The sequence below is a fragment of the Pedobacter sp. BS3 genome (assembly GCF_008274585.1).
GTDB lineage: Bacteria > Bacteroidota > Bacteroidia > Sphingobacteriales > Sphingobacteriaceae > Hufsiella_A.
Genome location: NZ_VTRT01000005.1, coordinates 59,050 through 77,922 on the forward strand (window position 1 = coordinate 59,050; position 18,873 = coordinate 77,922).

The following is an 18,873-nucleotide window of genomic DNA, read 5'->3' on the forward strand; positions in this document are numbered from 1 at the left end:
TATGACATTGATCAATCCAGAAGAAAGCACCGTTTTTAATCAGCTCAAGAAAACAGGTCATAAAGAAGTAGTTTTTTGTTGCGATGAAGATACGGGGCTTAAAGCCATTATTGCCATACACGATACCACGTTAGGCCCGGCTTTCGGAGGAACGCGGATGTGGCCTTACCGTTCAGAGAACGAAGCCTTGCAGGATGTGTTGCGTTTATCGAAAACCATGACCTACAAAGCGGCTATAAGCGGTTTGAACCTGGGAGGCGGAAAAGCGGTCATCATTGGCGATAGTCGTAAAGATAAAAGTGAAGCGTTGATGCGCCGGTTCGGGCAGTTTATACAAAACCTTAACGGTTCGTTTATTACTGCCGAAGAGTTGGGAACCAGTCCGAAAGATATGGAATATATCCGTATGGAAACCAAATACGCTACAGGTATACCCGAATCAATGGGAGGCAGCGGCGACCCTTCGCCAATAACAGCACGTGGTGTATTTATGGGTATCAAAGCCTGCTTGAAAGAACTTTTTGGAGCCGATACGCTTGCCGGGAAATCGGTTGCGGTACAGGGCATCGGTCACGTAGGCGAAAAGCTGGTAGCTTTATTACGCGAAGAAAATGCTAAGGTGTACGTAAGCGATATCAATGAGTATGAGTTGGGAAGGGTTGCCAAACGTTATGGCGCTGAAGCAGTTTCAAACAATAATATTTTTGATATGGAGTACGATATTTACGCACCCTGCGCTCTGGGAGCAACCGTAAATACCGATACTATCAACAAAATGAAATGTGCTATTATAGCCGGATCAGCCAATAACCAGCTGGCAGACGAGCAGTTACACGGGCAGATGTTGTTGGAAAAAGGAATTTTATATGCTCCCGATTATCTCATCAATGCCGGGGGAATTATCAGTGCCTATTCTGAAATTGCCGGACACAACAAAAAGCGCACACTGCAATTAACAGAAAACATATATGAGGCCACACGGGAAGTGCTGCGGAAATCAAAGGCAGAGAATATTCCAACCAATATAGCAGCCGACCGCATTGCCGAAAAACGTATTGCTGACATCAAAAAAATAAAAGGATTATACTAAAATTATTCCCGGTTTCGGCCGGTCGTTCTTATAAATTATATGCTAAACAGAAGGCACCTCAGGGTAAAAGTACTGCAAACACTTTACGCTTATCATCAGTCAGAAAACAAATCGGTAAAGGCTTTTGAAAAAAGTTTGCTGAAAAATGTAGATGAGGTTTATGAGATGTATGTCTGGGTACTTTCATTGTTTATTGAAGTGGCCGATTATGTGGTGCTGGATGCCGAAGAGCGGGCCAACAAATTTTTACCTACCGAAAAAGACCTGAATGCCAATACCCGGTTACATACCAATAAATTCATCGAATCATTGCGTAACAATCCGGAGTATATGGATGCCGTAAAAAAGTATAAGATCTCCTGGAGCTTTGACCCTGAAGTTGCCCGTTCCATTGTGGGGATATTAAAAACCTCGCCCGAGTACGAGGCATATCTTCAAAATCCGGCCGACGATATGCGGGCCGAGAAAGAGATCATTAAGCATATTTTCAAGAAGATTATCCTGAAAACACCGGCAATAGAGCAGGTTTTTGAAGAAAAGTTTATAAACTGGCCGGTAGATAAAGAAGTGTTGCAGGCGCTTATTGCGAAAACGTTTAAAAACTTTACCAGCGATAACCCGGCAGAAAATCACCTCGCCGAATTATGCGCCAATTGGTCTGAAGACAGAGAGTTTATCACAGCATTGCTTAGCAAGTGCATAGCGTACGATGAACAATACCAGGAACTGATTTCACAAAAAACCAAGAACTGGGAAGCCGACCGTATCGCCATGATGGATGTGCTGCTGATGAAGCTGGCCATCACTGAATTGTTACATTTCTCGTCTATACCCGTTAAAGTAACTATTAATGAATATATCGAGCTGTCGAAGGAATTTAGTACACCGAAAAGCAACTCATTTATAAATGGTATCTTAGATAAAATTCTTGCCGACCTGAAATCGGCCGGTAAGATTCATAAATTTGGTCGTGGACTAATTGAATAACAGATGAAAAAAATAATTTTAATTGCATTTGCGGCAGTGGCTATAGCCGCTTGTAACAGCGAAAAACGTAACGGTTCCGCATCAGATTCAACAGCAGCCGTAACCGATTCTGTAAATGCGCCCGTGTTGAAATTTGAAGAAACCAATTACGAATTTGGTGTAATAAAACAGGGCGAAAAGGTTACACATGAATTTAAATTTACCAATGCAGGTAAAAGTCCGTTGGTAATTTCGGCAGCGCAGGCCAGTTGTGGCTGTACCGTGCCCGAATACCCGAAAGAGCCTATTGCTCCCGGCGCCGATGGTGTTATAAAAGTAGTATTTAACAGCGCCGGCAAATCAGGAAAGCAAACCAAATCAATCACTATAACGTCAAACGCCGTACCGGCAACTTCGGTTGTTTATCTGAACGGCGAAGTACAGGAACCAAAATAAATTAAAACTCAAAACTATGTCAGGAACTATTTTATTACAAGCCGGAGGCTCTGGATTAATGGGTATGTTACCCATGCTTTTAATCATTGTGGTGTTTTATTTTTTTATGATACGCCCCCAAATGAAAAAAGCGAAAGACCTTAAAAAATATGTAGCCGAGCTTAAAAAAGGCGATAGGGTTATCACCACCGCCGGGATACATGGTAAGATTGTGGATATGAACGAAACAACTTTTCTGATCGAGACCGAAGGTGGCGGTAAGATCCGTTTTGATAAGTCGGCTATATCGCTTGACGCATCCAAAGCGCTGAATACAAACACGCAAAAGTAAGGTTAGAATAGCGTTTATATTATTATCCCGCTTGTAGACACAAGCGGGATATTTTTGTATACGTAAACAGCTTTCAACTTTTTACCTTCAACTTTTAACTTAAATCATGGTACAGCTTGTCGTAATTGCCGATGAAAACAACGGAATTGGTTATCAGAACCAGTTACTGTGTCATATACCTGCTGATTTGAAGCATTTCAAGAGTCTCACGGTAGGCTTCCCGGTACTTATGGGGCGTAAAACATTTGAATCTATCGGTAAACCCTTACCCGGAAGAAAGAATATCGTGGTAACGCATCAGGATATAACTATTGAAGGATGCGACATTGCCCATTCATTGGAAGAAGCTATTGCTTTATGTAAGGGCAGTGAAAAAATTTCTGTGATTGGTGGTGCAACACTATACCGGCAAGCAATTGAATTAGCCGATGTAGTAGAGCTGACCCGCATTCATCACCGCTTTAAAGCCGATGCCTGGTTCCCGGAACTTGATGCGCAGGTTTGGAAAGAAATGCACGCAGAACAACATCAAGCCGATGATAAAAACCCGTATCCTTATACATTTATTACGTATAAGCGGAAGAAGGGCGTGTAACACTCATTTTTGGATATTGTTTGGCTTAAATCAAAAACTAATTATTAAGAATAAAAAATTTAATTAGATTTGCCGTCTTATTAAAAAAAGCTTTATAACTAAAAGAACTACAATTCATTAAAATGCAAGGTAAAGGACTGATAAAATTTGTGGCTATAGCGCTGGCCATTGCGTGTTTGTATTCGCTTTCTTTCACCTGGGTATCGCGTAAGGTTGAAAAAGATGCTAAGGAATATGCCAAAGGTGATCTCGCTAAAGAAAGAGCTTACCTGGATTCTATAGCTACCGTGCCGGTGTATAATTTAGGTTTTACCAAGTTTACTTACCAGTATTGCAAAGAGCGTGAAATTCCGTTGGGCCTTGACTTAAAGGGCGGTATGAACCTTACCATGGAAATTTCGCTGGAAGACCTGGTACGTAACCTGGCCAATAACCCGAGCGATGCCAACTTTAACAAAGCCTTGCAGAATGCCGAAGCCCGCACCAAAACATCACAAAAGGATTTTATTTCACTATTTGGCGAAGAATATGAAAAGTTAAACCCTAACGGGAAGCTGGTTCAGTTCTTTGCTACAAAAGATAATGCCAATAACCTTAAAATTAATGCAAGCAACAGCGATGTGCTGAGTTTCCTGCAAAAGGAAGCCAACAGTGCCATAGATCGCTCGTTTAACATATTACGTACCCGTATTGATAAGTTCGGGGTTGCCTCTCCCAATATTCAGCGTCAGCAGGGTACTAACCGTATTTTGATCGAGCTTCCAGGCGTATCTGACCCTAACCGTGTACGTAAGTTGCTTCAGGGATCGGCGAAGCTGGAATTCTGGGAAACATTTGATAATACGCAGATTTTCCCGTTGCTTGAAAATATCAATAAAATTCTGGCTGCCAACCAAAGCAGCACCGATACCACCAAAAAAGCAGTTGCTACCAGTAGTGCGGATACTGCTGCTCAAAAAGCCGGAGGTAAGCTGGCAGCATTGGGCGCTAAAAAAGATACCACCGGTAAAGACAGCGCAGGTTTGGCCAAAAATATGGCAGAGCAGGTTAAAAATAACCCTCTATTTTCACTGTTAACCCCGGCCTTCTACCAAACACAAAACGGGCAACAAGCGCTGCGCCCCGGCCCGGTTGTAGGATATGCTGCTCAGAAAGATACGGCTAAGATAAACAACTACTTCCATTCGGAAGCCGTTAAAGCCATTATTCCGGGAAATGTTAAGCTGCTGTGGTCAGTGAAACCAATGTCGCCGGAAACCAAAGTGTTCGAGTTATACGCTATCAAAATTACCCGTGGCGATGGAGCTCCCATTTTAGATGGAAGTGTAATTACCGATGCTAAAGACGATATTGACCAGCACGGTAACCCGGATGTTACCATGTACATGAACTCCGAAGGAGCCCGTGAATGGCGCCGGATCACGGCCGCTGCATCGGCTGATGCTAACAATAAGCAAAGTATTGCCATTGTGCTGGATGATGTAGTGTATTCCGCTCCTACGGTACAAAACGAAATCCCTAACGGTATATCACAAATTACCGGGAACTTCCAGCTAAGCGATACCAAGGACTTAGCCAACGTGTTAAAAGCCGGACGTTTACCAGCACCTGCACGGATTGCCGGTGAATATATTGTTGGCCCTTCATTGGGTCAGGAAGCTATTCATAACGGTTTGCTCTCATTCATAGTAGCTTTTGGTGTGATATTGATCTTCATGGCATTCTACTATAACCGTGCCGGATGGGTGGCCAACGTTGCGTTGCTGATCAACCTGTTTTTCATCATGGGGATACTGGCATCGCTGGGAGCTGTACTGACACTGCCCGGTATCGCCGGTATTGTGTTAACCATCGGTTTATCGGTAGATGCGAACATTCTTATCTTTGAGCGGGTGCGTGAAGAGCTTGCCCACGGAAAGCAGATATCAATCGCGATACGTGAAGGATTCAGGCATGCCATGTCGTCCATTATCGACTCTAACGTTACCATTTTAATTCTCGGTATTATCCTGTATATATTCGGTAGCGGCCCGGTACAGGGTTTTGCCACCACGTTATGTATCGGTATCGTGTCGTCATTGTTTGCCGCGGTGCTCATCTCACGTGTTATCTTTGAATACCTGCTGGATCATAAACATCACGTATCATTTGATAACAAAATTACCCATGATGCTTTCAGGAATATAGCCTTTAATTTCGTAGGCCATCGTAAGCTGTACTATTCCATATCATCGGCTATCATTGTTCTGGGTATTATCTTCTACCTGAAACATGGAGGCTTAAACTTAGGCATCGACTTTAAGGGCGGTAGAACATATATCGTTCATTTTGATAAGAATGTTAATGCTGAGGATATAAAAGCCAAGCTGACCCCTCATTTTGATAATGAAGTGCCTGAAGTTAAAACAGCAGGTGGAGATAATCAGCTGAAAATTACTACCACGTACCATGTAGCCGACCAAAATCAGCAGGCTGATAAAGTGGTGACAACAGCGCTTGAAAAAGGTCTGGCAGAAAGCAGGGTGAAGTATGATATATTAAGCTCGCAAAAGGTAGGCCCGCTTATTGCGAATGACATTGTATATGGCGCTTATGCAGCCGTATTGTTCTCCTGCCTGGTGATGTTTATATACATTGTTGTACGGTTCAGAAAGTGGCAATACGGTTTGGGTGCTGTGGTGGCCTTGTTCCACGACGTGTTCCTGGTGCTTTCTTTCTATACTATTTTAGATGGCCTGGTTCCTTTCTCTCTGGAAATTGGACAGGACTTTATAGCCGCAATTCTGACGGTAATGGGTTATACCATGACAGAAACCGTTGTTGTATTCGACCGTATCCGTGAAAAGCTTACCGAACGGGGCAAATCTGATCTCCACGGCGAAGAACGTAACCAGTTGATCAACTTTGCTTTGAACAGCACATTGAGCCGTACGATATTGACCTCGCTGACCGTGTTCTTCGTATTGTTGGTGATCTTTATTTTCGGTGGCGACAGCATCAGGGGCTTCATATTTGCATTGCTGATCGGTCGTATCATCGGTACATACTCATCGCTGTGTATTTCTACCCCGATAGTAATCGACTTCGGTAGTAAAGAAACCAAATAAGTATTTTGTTTTCATAATAATAGCAGAAGGCTCCAATTGAAAAATTGGGGCTTTTTGTATTTATAATGAAGACGATATTGCCCTGCCATTGACTCTTTTTGAGGCAATAATGGCAAAACCTCTGGGAAATTGTTTGTTGCTTACGGTTTGCGCTCAGAAGAGGATGAGTAAGATTAAAAAGATAGAAGATCTGGCAGCATTTTGGGATGTTGCCAGCGTTAAGCTGTTTCACTATTCCAGCCTAAAGCCTTTACTTTCTCTATTGCAAATTGTAATTGTTCTTCCTCGGTTAGATTGGTGTTATCTAAAATAATAGCGTCTTCGGCCCTTACCAGCGGACTTTCTTCGCGGGTAGTATCCTGGTAATCGCGATGAGCCAGGTTTTCGAAAACTTCCTCTAAGGTGATGCTCTCGCCTTTAGTGATCAGCTCATTGTAGCGCCGCTCGGCCCTGATCTTTGGGTCGGCAGTCATAAAAAACTTTAGCTGGGCATCCGGAAAAACCTTTGTGCCGATATCCCGGCCATCCATCACGATATTCTTTGATCTGCCCAGCCGTTGTTGCTGTTTTACCATATCGGTACGGACGGCTTTAATGGCGCTCACGGCACTTACATTCTCAGAAACCGGCATCTGGCGGATCTCTTCGGAAACTTCTTCTCCATTCAGTGTGATATGCGATTGGTAATCGCGGGAATGAAAACTGAGATGAATATCCTCAAGCGCTTTGGCAACTGCTTTCTCGTCGGTTAAATCAATATGATTACGTAAAAAATACAATGTTACAGCCCGGTACATGGCGCCGCTGTCGATATAAATAAAATGAAGCTTTTTAGCCAATGCTTTGGCCAGTGTACTTTTTCCGCATGAAGAATAGCCATCAATGGCAATGATAATATTACCCATCACAGCAAATGTAATGTTTAAAACATTAATCAGTAATTTAGTCTTGATTTTCTGCTTACTTTGTACATGCACTTTACCATTGGCGATTTACAGCCGAATATTACGTATAAAACTTCCCGGAGTGGGGGAAAAGGTGGTCAGCATGTCAATAAAGTATCATCAAAGGTTGAACTGAATTTTGATATTAGCCAATCTTCGTTGTTTACACCGGAACAAAAGCAACTGATCACGGACCGGTTAGCTAACCGGATATCTTCAACCGGTATGTTACAGATTATTTGCCAGCAAGACCGTAGCCAGCTTGCCAATAAGCAACGCTGCCAGGATAAGCTGATCGCATTGTTGCATCAGGCATTAAAAGTTAACAAATCCCGTAAGGCGACTAAACCAAAGCGTTCGGCAATTGAGAGCAGGTTAGAGCAAAAACGGAAGCAGGCGCTTAAGAAAATGGGGCGTCGTAGTGATTTCTTTGATTAGATAGTATAATTGTATTTAAAAATATACACTTTGGTCGTGAAAACCGTCTTCCCGCTTTGTTAAAAGCTGTTTTTTAACTTTGGTGCATTTATTGAACTTTATCTGTAAAACAGGAATTTATGAAAACAAAAAATGTTTACAAGTACAAGGTAAAACGGTCTGTCGATTACAATTTTGCTTTATACAGCATCTTGTTTGTACTACTGCTGGTAACCATGATCATCAATTCATGCAACCAGTAATGGAGAACAGCTGTACTTAATATTGCAGCAATTATTCATATAATCGTTGCCTGTTCTTATTTTCCCAGATCAAGTTTTAACGAGAACACATTGCTGTACAAAGCATCAGATGCTTTACCAACGTTAGTCAACGCATAATCAATATAAACATTGTTAATGCGTACACCAACACCCATATTCGGTTGGTACATATAATTTTTACGGCCTTCAAAATCAATTGATTGCTGAATGTTTCCGATTCCGCCACGCAGATAGGCTATCTTTTTGAAATTAACTTCTAACCCCACGGTTGGATCTATGCTTACCGGTTTGGCCGAAACCAGGACATTTCGCTTGCCATCGGTTGTAAAATTGAGATCAACTTCGCCGGTCAGGCCGATATTCTTGCCGATATTGCTGCTATACGAGGTACCTAAAATAATACGTGGATAGGTAATTTCGGTACTGCTTTCAGGTATATCGTTCCCGGTGGTAGTATAAACCGTACTTAGCTTATCGGCATTGTAGCTCCAGGAGTTAAAGGTGGTGGTAATGTCACGTCCAACAGCAGCAAAACCCCATTTGCCAAGCTTATATTGCAGGCCAATATCAATTCCAAATCCAAACGATTTTCCATACTGTCCAACCTTACGGTGAATGATCTTTGCATTAGCGCCATAAGTTAGCCCATTTGCCGGGATGATACTGCCCGTACTATCTTTACGGTTGTTCTTTTTTCTTCGGGCATACGATAGTATTAGCGCATAGTCTGCCGAAGAGAAAGATTTTACACGGTCGTAATTAATGTTGCCATCAGCATCAATGAGCTCTGATGTATCCGGAATATCATCTACCGCGAAGCGGATAATGGAAGCGCCCACAACAGCCGTATGGTCGGCAACGGCAGTGGCAAAGCCGGCATAGTCATATTTGGCCAATCCGGCAAAATATTCGGAGTGCATCAAACTGGCCTGTGTTGGGTTTTCCATCCGCATTAACCCCGCCGGATTCCAGTACCCGGCAGTTACATCATTTACCGATGCCACTACCGATTGCGACATGCCAAATGCCTGCGAGCCAACGCCAATGCTTAGAAATTCGTTGCTGTATTTCTGCTGGGCAAATCCCGCTAATGGGATAAAAAACAAAAAGAAAAGATAAAAAGTAAGGCGCATTAATTTAAGCGGGTGTCAATTTCTTCAAATATAATCATAAAATCAAAATCAAAGTTATTGACATAATTGCTTATTACATCGCTTAGCTGAGCTTTTTGTGTATCGGTAAACGGATTTTTCCATAAACGGGCGCATATCTGGTTCAGGGAATAGGTAATGTTTTCTATTTCGCTGTAGCGATGCAGGTAGGCACTACGTATAAATTCGTCATAAAACCTGAAAAAATGAGGGATCTGATCAATGCCATTTATAGCTAAAAATTGATCGATTGCAGTTTTTTCTACCTGTTTCAGATAATTATAGAAATCCCCCGCATCAACAATTTCTTTTGTGATAAGCAGATGATCTAACAAAAGCTCAAGCGTTATATGAGCCAGGAAGGAAGGCCTTACCGGCGATTCTCCGATTACCGGCAGAACAGCCTGCTTAATTAGCTGTGTCTGTGAGAAAAAATAAGTGGAGTTATGGAAATGCTTGTCTACTTCGAGGTGCCGGTTCCATCCCCTAAGGATAAGAGATAACGCCGTATCAGCCTGTAATTGTTCCGCATGCTTGTTGGGATGTATGATCCATGATTTATTGGCATTTTTTATCAAATCGGGCAGCACCGTTCCCAGTACCCTTTCGGGATGAGGACAATACCGGTCGAAATAAAAATGTGATAAAAAGTTCATGTTCGTTTCCTGTTCCTACAAAATAAGGATTTTTTCAGAATAGCCGAAATGTGTATAGCGTGATTTCAGGCAAGCTTAGCTCGTTTGTACAATTCTCCTATCTTTGCAACGCGAATTTTAATATTAGTTTCATCCATGAATTTTATTGAAGAACTGAAATGGAGAGGTATGCTCCACGATATAATGCCCGGTACCGAAGAAGAATTAAACAAAGGTATGGTCGCGGGCTATATCGGTTTTGACCCGACAGCAGATTCGTTGCATGTGGGGCATCTTACCCAGATCATGACTTTAATTCATTTTCAGCGGGCCGGTCATAAGCCGGTTGCACTGGTAGGTGGCGCTACCGGTATGGTGGGCGATCCATCCGGGAAATCTGCTGAACGTAACCTGCTTTCGGAAGAAATATTAACGCATAATGTTCGCTGCATTGAAGCACAGCTGAAGAAATTCCTGGATTTTAATTGCGGGGCCAATAGTGCCGAAATGGTGAACAATTACGATTGGTTCAAAAATTTTAATTTCCTGGATTTTATTCGTGATGTAGGTAAGCATATTACCGTTAATTACATGATGGCTAAAGATTCGGTAAAAAAGCGCCTTGAAGGCGATGCCGGAATGTCGTTTACCGAGTTCAGCTATCAGTTGGTGCAGGGTTATGATTTTTACTGGCTCTGGAAAGAAAAAAACTGTAAGATACAGATGGGCGGTTCAGACCAGTGGGGGAATATCGTTACCGGAACAGAGCTTATCAGGCGCAAGGCCGCCGGAACCGCATTTGCCGTAACAACCCAGCTTATTAAAAAAGCAGATGGTACCAAATTCGGTAAGACTGAAAGTGGCGCCGTATGGCTTGACCCGAAAAAAACATCGCCCTATAAATTTTACCAGTTCTGGCTGAATACTACGGATGAAGATGCAAAAAGCTGGATACGTATATTCTCTTTAAAACAACAGGAAGAAATAGAAGCGCTTGAAACAGAGCATGACCAGGCCCCGCACCTGCGGATTTTACAAAAGGCGCTTGCCGAAGAAATCACTGCACGTACCCATTCTGAGGAAGCGCTGCAAACCGCTTTAAAAACCTCGGAATTCCTTTTTGGAAATGGTTCGCTTGCATTTTTACAGGATATGACCTTTGATGAAGTATTGGACGTGTTTGATGGTGTTCCGCAATTAAATGCATCAAAAACCGGTTTACAATCAGGTATTCCTGTTATGGATCTGCTGGCTGATACCGGTATTTTTCCGTCTAAGGGCGAAGCCCGGAAAATGATACAAAACGGTGGTGTTGCCATTAACCGGGTTAAGATTACGGATATTAATGAAGTGCTGACGACAGATAAGCTGGTTAATAATGCGTTTATGGTTATCCAGAAAGGGAAGAAGAATTATTACCTGGTTATTTTTCAATAAAATTTGATTTTTTTCAGACTTTTGTCGTAGCTTTGAGTATTAATGTCTGATGTATGGCAAAGAAAAATCAAGTTTCAGAACCTGCTGTTGCATACAATGCCCTGCCGCAATCTTCGGTAATGAACCTGTTCGGGGGGGCAAATATTTTGCACCTAACCGGGTCATTAAGCTCAGATTTTGAGTTTTTAAATCTTACCCGGCGGGGTATCCCCAAAAAGTCATTGCTAACACTGGCTAAAAAAATATCGCTTACCATTCAGGATATCGCAGATATTCTGCATATTTCAGAGCGTACGTTGCAACGCTATGATGATAACGCCCTGATTAAGCCGGAGCACTCAGAAAAGGCCATTGAGCTTGCACGTTTGTATGCCCGTGGGGTAGAGGTTCTGGGTACTTTAGAGGCGTTTAAATCCTGGATGAACACCCCCAATTATGCCTTGCATAACGAAGTTCCGTTAAGTTTATTAGATACGTCAATCGGGTTCGATATGGTGCTTGCAGAGCTTGGCCGTATAGAACATGGTATATTCTGCTAATGCTCATATACCGGATAGCTACCTGCGCTTATGTTACCGATTTAAGTGGCACCGGTGCCCGTTTGTACGGTGGCCGCTGGAATGAAGTTGGCGTACCCATGGTATATTTTGCATCTTCAAAACCTCTGGCTGTGCTGGAAGTGCTGGTGCATATCCGGCCTGACCAGCTTCAGGGAGATTATTGCTCAGCCTGTTTTGATGTGCCTGAAAATAGTATTGACACTATTTCAATGTCCGATTTATCCATAGACTGGAAAGATAGCGCCAGGGCATTGCGCCTCAAATACATTGGAAAATATTTTATAGCCGAAAAAAAGCATTTGCTGATGAAAGTGCCCTCGGCAATTGTTGAGGGCGAATATAATTACCTGCTTAATCCACTGCATCCGGATGCTTTGAAAGTCAGGTTGGTAGAAAAGAAGATTTTTGAGTTTGATAACCGCCTGAAGGAGTAACTATTGCACCAGCAGGTTGCATCCGCGGATATCGCTGTTGTCAAACCTGCCAATAACCTCGAACGAATCATCAGGATACAACTTTCCTAAATCTTGCGTGGCAATAAAGGAACACGAGTGGATATTAGCTAAGTCGATAACATTAATTCCTCCGGTGTGGCCATGCTCGATCAGGCTTAGCGGGTCGTTGGTATCACGAAGCAATACCTTCATCCATCCCGGGCACCGGAAAATTCCATCGCTCTTTGAATATGCCTGCGAGAGTAGCTCGGTCATCCCATATTCAGAATGGATTGCCGTTACTCCAAAGCCTTTGCAAAGCAATTGGTGTAGCTCGGTGCGTATCATTTCCTTTCGCCGGCCTTTCATACCGCCTGTTTCCATCACAATCAATTCCGGGAAATCAACGGTATACTGCTCGATGAAATCCAGCAGGGCATAGGTTACACCCAGCAGGATAGTTGGTATTTGCAGGGCTTTGAGGTTTTGCAGCGTTTGATATAGATCATGCTGGTTATACAGGAAATAACCGCTTTCCGTATGATTACTTCTACGGATAAGGTCATCCGTCATATAAATTAATGATGAGCCTTCACGCTCCTGGTAAGAGGGCAACAACGCTAATATGGCGTAATGTGACACGTCGTCGTAAAAATGATTAAAAGCCGCCAGATAGCTTCGTTCATACAACGATACATCCGTTACCAGGTGCCTGCTTTGAACCATTCCTGTTGTTCCCGAACTGGTAAACACAATCTGCGGTTTAGCGTCGTCACAAATTACATCATGCGATTTAAAGAACCCGATAGGCAAAAACGGGATCTGTTCAATTTGTCTGACAGCAGGTATGTCAATTCCCAGGTTTTTAACAAAACTGGCATATACTTTATTGGCCGTGGCCTGATACCGGAAAATATCAAGTGCTAACTGTTCAAAGCGGACAGGGCTGTGCGCTGAAAATAATTGCTGAATAGGAATATTCACAGGGCAAAGATACAGCTAAAAGATTCAGGCCTTGTGTTCCGGATTTAAGCTTTTTGTAAAAAATGCTGCTTTGCAAAAATATCCTGCCAGGGCAGCCAAGCCGGCAACAAGTCCTCCGATCAAAGCTGTAACCAGTAAAATTACTATCCAACTAATGCTGGTTTCGGGTAACATAAACAACTGCGCTACCCGGTTGGCCAGCAAATTTTGGTTAGGAATGGTATAATACAAGGCAGTGCCTATCCATAACAAGAAAATTGCCCAGAACCCGGATTTAAAAGCGTTTTTGCCGGCTGTTGAGCGCCACAATGACAAAGCAAAAGCTACAGGAACAATAATCCACCAGGGTAAAAAGAGCTGCAAAATAAAAGCGACAATCAGTATAAATAAAAATAACATGGCTTAGCGATTTGAAAATTTAACCGTATGGAACTTTTTATCTGTTACGGGCGAAATAAGAAAATGCAGGCTATCCAGGTTGCCCGTTGACCAGATGGTCAGCATATCATCGTAGTAAAAGCTGCCGGGATTACCGGATTGCCCGCCGGGAATAATACCGTAGGCTTTTACAGGGTTGCTTAGATCAACAACCATACGCCATGAAGGGCCGCTTTCCGGCCCTAAGGCATTCACTGCGCCTTTAGCGCCGCCAATGTGCAATATCCTGGAACCAAATCCGGCAATTTTAGCCAGGTGATTTACCCGCCGGCTTCTTACATTGCCCCACTGCCATTGGTAACTTACAGGGCCGAATCCTCTTACCAGGCTATCAACCGCATAACGGAATGATTTATCAACCAAATCTTTTAGTGTTTCTTTTTGCGGGGTTTTTACATTATCGAACCAGCGGGAATCCGGTTCGTGTAGAATAAGCTGAACGGTTCTATCCTGCGATGGATAACGCATGGGGAATTTCGTGTCGCCAAAATCATCATCCCAAATTTCTTTTGACAGGTTTTGCTGCCATATCTCGAAAATACTAGCTGCTTTTTCATCGGCATTATAGCGTTTGTTCCAGTTTTTCATCAGGTATAAACATTCACCCTCGGTAGCTGAAAGATTATCCCGGTTAAGGTATGATAATAAAGTAGGCAGAATCTCGTCTGCCAGCATGCTGTAATTGTCGTTTTGCAGGTTGCGCATACTGTCAACGGTGGCGTTGCTCATGGCAGACAAGCGGGCATTAAGGCGCTCGGCCCGTTCGTTGAGCGAAAATTCCCAGTTAACGTAATAAGGATATGTACTATCAGTAGAAGGTTGATTAGCCGAAACAAGGTAACCTTGCGGCGGATTTTTTACCGTTGGGTTCTGGTCTGCCGGGATGCGGCCATGCCAGTCGTTTTGGGGATTGCTGCCATCCAGCAAAAATTTGCCCTGGTCTTTCCACTTTAGCGGGAAGTAACCATTGGGTGTAATGGCAATATCGTTATTGGTGCTGGCAAAGATAAAGTTCTGTGCCGGAGCCGTAAAGCAGGTAAGGGCTTTGCGATAGTCATCGTAATTTTTTGCCCGGTTAAGCAGGTAAAATGTTTTGATGTCTGATGACGGGTCGTGTGCAATCCACCGTAAGGCATATCCCTGCGGCACATTGGCGGCTTTTGAAAAATTGCCCGGTTTTTGATTTTCAAGATAAACCACAGGCCCCTGGTGCGTGTACAGAACCGTATCTGATACGGTTTTTCCACCGCGAACACGGATAGTTTCAATACGTTGCTTTATAGTATTCCATTGGTTATTATACCAATATTGTTTATGCTGGTTGTCCTTAAATTTTACGCTGTACCAATCCAGCACATCGGCATATACGTTGGTAACGCCCCAGGCAATATGCTGGTTAAACCCGATAATGACGCCCGGCGAGCCGGGAATTGATACACCATACACGTTCATTCCGGGCGAACTGAGCTGCACCTGGTACCAGATGGCCGGTAAGGTGAGGTTAAGGTGTGGGTCGTTAGCCAGCAAGGGATGCCCGCTTGCTGTTTTGTTGCCGGATAAGGCCCAGTTGTTACTTCCAATGCCGCTTTCATGTTGCTTTGTCGTGATAGTTGAATTGAATGCCGTATAGGTATCTGGTATTTCTGGAATGGCTACGGGCTTAAAATTCCAGGTTGTACCGGCGGGTATGACCGGGTTGGATTTGTAATAGAAATCGGGAAACAGGTCGCTGGTAATTTCGGGGCCGTATTTTTTCAGGATATTGCTCATATAAAATTCATCAGAACCTCCGGCCAACGTAGCCGACATGAGCTTGAGCAATAAGGCCGAATTAATGATCTCCCATTTTTCGGGTTTGTAATCCAGTAGCTTGAACTCGATGGGGTAATCTCCGGGCTTTAGCTGGTTGATGTACGCGTTTACACCGTCGGCATAACGTTGCAATACCCGCTTCTGTTCAGGATCATTATCCAACTGCTTAACCATATTTTCGGCGCCGTAGCCCATCCCCATACGGCGTTGGTAACGGTCTAACTCCAGGGCCTTGGCGCCCACAACTTCCGATAGCCTTCCTGCCGCGAAACGGGTTTGAAAGTCCATTTGCCACAAACGGTCGCGGGCGGTTAAATATCCCTGAATAAAGTATAGATCATCATCGTTTTGGGCAAAAATGTGTGGAATCCGGTGTTCATCAAACGTGATGCTTACCGGGCTTCTGAGGCTATCCAGCGCCATATCCTGTAAAGAAAACCGGTTGATCTTCTCGGCGTTTTTCCAGAATCCCCGGAATGGATTTAAAAATTTACCCAATGGCGGGATATCGCCTAATTTGGTATTTAAAATGATGGTGAATGCAATAACAAAGGCTGATAGACCAATAGCTTTAGCGTATTTCATACAAGCTAAAGTACAAATAAACACGTATTTGTGCGGTTGCTAAAGTTTGATTTTTTTGAGGCTTTGTGCATTAGATGTTTAATAATTTGTTGAATTTATTGCGATGTTGATATGTTTAATGCGTTTAATTGCGATATCTGTGTATATTTGAGTTTAATGGCCTGAAATGAACACAATGGAAGATAAGAAAGAGATTACGGAAGAGACTCAGAATCAATATAGTATAGAGCAACTGGATGAAGGCATACAGCATGTAAATAACCCGGTTGTAGGTGTGCAGCCTGTAGAAAAGAAATACTTAACAGCCGTAAAAGAATATAACCAGCTTTATAATAATTTTTATTTTTCTGATGGCGATGCCAGGGTAGAGGTAAGAGTGGTTAGCGATGAAATAATCCGTGTGCGGATGGCGCCCCACGGTACTTTCCTGGAAGATTTCTCGTATGCTGTTCCGCAAACAGAGCAGCGGGCAACTGTATTTTCGTTCAACGAGACTGTTGATGCGTATAAAGTTTCTACCAACACTATTGCATGTATTATTTATAAGGAAAATTTCCACATCGCTTTTGCGGATAATATAGATACGATTATTAACGAGGACGCGATTGCCATGCATTGGGAGGAAAACCTGGATTATGGCGGTTACTACGTTTATGCAACTAAAAAAGCTACCGAAACCGAAGCCTTTTATGGCCTGGGCGATAAAACCGTAGACCTTAACCTTCGTGGCTCACGCCTGCAAAACTGGAATTCGGATACCTATTCGTTTGCCAAAGGCCAGGATCCTTTGTACCGCTCAATTCCTTTTTATATCGGCATAAACGGCGAAACCAGCTACGGGATATTTTTTGATAATACCTTTAAAACACAGTTTGATTTTGCCCATGAAAATGCCGGGCAAACCAGCTTCTGGGCCGATGGCGGTGAACTGCAATACTACTATATACACGGGCCTAAAATGATAGATGTGGTAAAACGTTACCATATTTTAACCGGAACTCACCAGTTGCCGCCTATGTGGGCTTTAGGTTTTCATCAGTGCCGCTGGAGCTATTATCCCGAAAGTAAAGTAAAGGATATAGCCCGGAACTTCAGGGAACGTAAAATTCCATGTGATGCCATTTACCTGGATATTGATTATATGGATGGCTACCGTTGTTTTACCTGGAATAAAAAATATTTTCCCGATCCAAAACGGATGATCAAAGAGCTGGCGGATGATGGATTTAAGACGGTTGTAATTATCGATCCCGGAATTAAAGTAGATGAAAATTACTGGGTATTTCGCGAAGGAAAGGAAAAACGGTATTTCTGTCGCCGGTGTGACGATTACTTTATGGAAGGCTATGTTTGGCCCGGACGCTGTCAGTTTCCTGATTTTACCAATCCTGAAGTACGTGAATGGTGGGGCGGTTTGTTTAAAGAATTGGCGGAAACCGGCGTTGCAGGAGTATGGAATGATATGAACGAGCCTGCAGTTTTCGGAACCGGTACATTCCCGGTAGATGTGCGGCATAATTACGATGGTTATCGCGGGTCGCACCGCAAGGCGCATAATGTTTACGGTATGCAAATGGTGCGTGCCACGTACGACGGGCTTAAAAAACAATATAAAAGCAAACGTCCGTTTACTATAACACGAGCCGGCTATTCCGGCGTTCAGCGGTATTCTTCTGTCTGGACAGGAGATAACGTGGCATCGTGGGAACACCTTAAGCTGGGTACAGTGCAATGCCAGCGATTATCGATGTCGGGCATTTCATTTTGCGGAACGGATATCGGCGGATTTAGCGGTGAGCCCGATGCTGAATTATTTACCCGCTGGATACAGTTTGGCGTATTCTCGCCATTTATGCGGGCCCATTCGGCCGGCGATACCCGCGAACGCGAACCCTGGAGCTTTGGCGAGGAATACGAGGCTATAAACCGTAAGTTCATTGAGCTGCGATACCGTTTATTGCCTTATATCTATTCTGCATTCTGGGAACAACATCGTTATGGCTTCCCGATATTGAGGCCCGTAGCAATGCTTGAGCAGGCAGATCAAACTAATCACTACCGTGAGAACGAATTTACATTTGGCGATAAAATCCTGGTTGCTCCTGTAACAGAGCCTGGTCAGAAAAGCAAGATCGTCTATCTGCCGAAAGGTAAATGGTACGATTACTGGACGCACGACCTGATTGAAGGGGGCGCTGAAATTACTGTAAATACGCCATTAGACAGTATGCCGATCTTTGTCAGGGCTGGTTCGGTTATTCCCGAATCGCCGCTGATGCAATATGTTGGCGAATTTGAACCGGACGAGGTAATGTTCCAGGTTTATTATGCCGATTATGAAGTTAACTCATTTTGCTACGAAGACCACGGCGATACCTTTGCATACGAGCAGGATATCTACATGGAAAAGAAGTTTGTTGTAAATGGTGACGCTTCTTCGTTTACCATCAGGCAATCTATAGAAGGTTTGTTTACACCGAGATATGAAACTTATGATCTGAAGATCATTAGCCTGCCTTTTAAACCGGCACGTATTGTTGTTGATAATAAAGATTATGCCGGATCGCTGGAGGAAGATGAACTGAAATGTATCCGGATAAAGGTGAATAAAAACTTTAAATACATACAGGTGCTGGCTTGATGGGTA

At 43.3% G+C, this 18,873-nt stretch carries 18 protein-coding genes; 12 read left to right on the forward strand and 6 right to left on the reverse strand.

Annotated elements, in window-relative coordinates; genetic code table 11:
• Position 1 precedes the first annotated feature (1 nt).
• The 6 genes from FW774_RS13705 to secDF all read left to right on the forward strand — a co-directional run bounded on the left by FW774_RS13705 (position 2) and on the right by secDF (position 6,545).
• Positions 2-1,090, forward strand: a complete 1,089-nt coding sequence (locus FW774_RS13705) for a Glu/Leu/Phe/Val dehydrogenase dimerization domain-containing protein (RefSeq protein ID WP_149348775.1) — start codon at positions 2-4, stop codon at positions 1,088-1,090.
• 39 nt (positions 1,091-1,129) lie between these two features.
• Complete coding sequence (nusB, locus tag FW774_RS13710; RefSeq protein ID WP_149348776.1) at positions 1,130-2,077, forward strand: transcription antitermination factor NusB; 948 nt, start codon at positions 1,130-1,132, stop codon at positions 2,075-2,077.
• Between the two features lie 3 nt (positions 2,078-2,080).
• On the forward strand, positions 2,081-2,512 hold the full coding sequence (locus tag FW774_RS13715; protein ID WP_149348777.1) for a DUF1573 domain-containing protein: 432 nt from the start codon (positions 2,081-2,083) through the stop codon (positions 2,510-2,512).
• 16 nt (positions 2,513-2,528) lie between these two features.
• Positions 2,529-2,843 (forward strand): preprotein translocase subunit YajC, encoded by a 315-nt coding sequence (gene yajC, locus FW774_RS13720; RefSeq protein WP_149348778.1) that lies wholly within the window; start codon positions 2,529-2,531, stop codon positions 2,841-2,843.
• Between the two features lie 106 nt (positions 2,844-2,949).
• Positions 2,950-3,438, forward strand: a complete 489-nt coding sequence (locus FW774_RS13725; RefSeq protein WP_149348779.1) for a dihydrofolate reductase — start codon at positions 2,950-2,952, stop codon at positions 3,436-3,438.
• Positions 3,439-3,560: 122 nt separating this feature from the next.
• Complete coding sequence (gene secDF / locus FW774_RS13730) at positions 3,561-6,545, forward strand: protein translocase subunit SecDF (RefSeq protein WP_149348780.1); 2,985 nt, start codon at positions 3,561-3,563, stop codon at positions 6,543-6,545.
• Between the two features lie 218 nt (positions 6,546-6,763).
• Here the strand turns inward: secDF and cmk are convergent, their stop codons facing one another.
• Positions 6,764-7,450 (reverse strand): (d)CMP kinase, encoded by a 687-nt coding sequence (gene cmk / locus FW774_RS13735; protein ID WP_149348781.1) that lies wholly within the window; start codon positions 7,448-7,450, stop codon positions 6,764-6,766.
• A 66-nt stretch (positions 7,451-7,516) separates the two neighbouring features.
• On the opposite strand from cmk, the gene arfB reads away from it, so the two are divergent.
• Positions 7,517-7,927: an alternative ribosome rescue aminoacyl-tRNA hydrolase ArfB gene (arfB, locus tag FW774_RS13740; RefSeq protein WP_149348782.1), complete on the forward strand. Its 411-nt coding sequence runs from the start codon at positions 7,517-7,519 to the stop codon at positions 7,925-7,927.
• A gap of 119 nt (positions 7,928-8,046) precedes the next feature.
• The gene (locus FW774_RS20735; RefSeq protein ID WP_262714443.1) at positions 8,047-8,169 is read left to right on the forward strand and encodes a hypothetical protein; all 123 of its coding nucleotides are present in this window, start codon (positions 8,047-8,049) and stop codon (positions 8,167-8,169) included.
• Positions 8,170-8,225: 56 nt separating this feature from the next.
• Here FW774_RS20735 and FW774_RS13745 read toward each other — a convergent pair whose 3' ends face one another.
• Together FW774_RS13745 and FW774_RS13750 are read right to left on the reverse strand one after the other, a co-directional pair.
• Positions 8,226-9,323, reverse strand: coding sequence for a hypothetical protein (locus FW774_RS13745; protein ID WP_149348783.1), 1,098 nt, complete (start codon positions 9,321-9,323; stop codon positions 8,226-8,228).
• Entirely contained in the window at positions 9,323-9,997 is a 675-nt protein-coding gene (locus FW774_RS13750) for a hypothetical protein (protein ID WP_149348784.1), read from the reverse strand. Before FW774_RS13750 ends, FW774_RS13745 begins: the two co-directional genes overlap by 1 nt.
• 135 nt (positions 9,998-10,132) lie before the next feature.
• Here FW774_RS13750 and tyrS point away from each other — a divergent pair, with 135 nt between their 5' ends.
• From tyrS to FW774_RS13765, 3 genes are read left to right on the forward strand one after another with little or no spacing between them, the layout of a single operon-like run.
• Complete coding sequence (tyrS, locus tag FW774_RS13755; RefSeq protein ID WP_149348785.1) at positions 10,133-11,413, forward strand: tyrosine--tRNA ligase; 1,281 nt, start codon at positions 10,133-10,135, stop codon at positions 11,411-11,413.
• Positions 11,414-11,466: 53 nt separating this feature from the next.
• A complete protein-coding gene (locus tag FW774_RS13760; RefSeq protein ID WP_149348786.1) occupies positions 11,467-11,952 on the forward strand; it encodes an antitoxin Xre/MbcA/ParS toxin-binding domain-containing protein in 486 nt (161 codons plus the stop codon).
• On the forward strand, positions 11,952-12,407 hold the full coding sequence (locus FW774_RS13765; RefSeq protein ID WP_149348787.1) for an RES family NAD+ phosphorylase: 456 nt from the start codon (positions 11,952-11,954) through the stop codon (positions 12,405-12,407). Before FW774_RS13760 ends, FW774_RS13765 begins: the two co-directional genes overlap by 1 nt.
• Here FW774_RS13765 and FW774_RS13770 read toward each other — a convergent pair whose 3' ends face one another.
• Genes FW774_RS13770 through FW774_RS13780 form a run of 3 tightly spaced genes read right to left on the reverse strand, consistent with a single transcriptional unit; the run spans position 12,408 to position 16,226 of the window.
• A complete protein-coding gene (locus FW774_RS13770) occupies positions 12,408-13,391 on the reverse strand; it encodes an acyl transferase (RefSeq protein ID WP_149348788.1) in 984 nt (327 codons plus the stop codon).
• A 24-nt stretch (positions 13,392-13,415) separates the two neighbouring features.
• Positions 13,416-13,790 carry a hypothetical protein gene (locus FW774_RS13775; RefSeq protein WP_149348789.1) on the reverse strand — a complete coding sequence of 125 codons (375 nt, stop codon included), beginning with the start codon at positions 13,788-13,790 and terminating at the stop codon, positions 13,416-13,418.
• Between the two features lie 3 nt (positions 13,791-13,793).
• A complete protein-coding gene (locus FW774_RS13780; RefSeq protein ID WP_149348790.1) occupies positions 13,794-16,226 on the reverse strand; it encodes a penicillin acylase family protein in 2,433 nt (810 codons plus the stop codon).
• Between the two features lie 175 nt (positions 16,227-16,401).
• On the opposite strand from FW774_RS13780, the gene FW774_RS13785 reads away from it, so the two are divergent.
• Positions 16,402-18,867 carry a glycoside hydrolase family 31 protein gene (locus FW774_RS13785; protein ID WP_149348791.1) on the forward strand — a complete coding sequence of 822 codons (2,466 nt, stop codon included), beginning with the start codon at positions 16,402-16,404 and terminating at the stop codon, positions 18,865-18,867.
• The last annotated feature ends 6 nt before the right edge of the window (positions 18,868-18,873 follow it).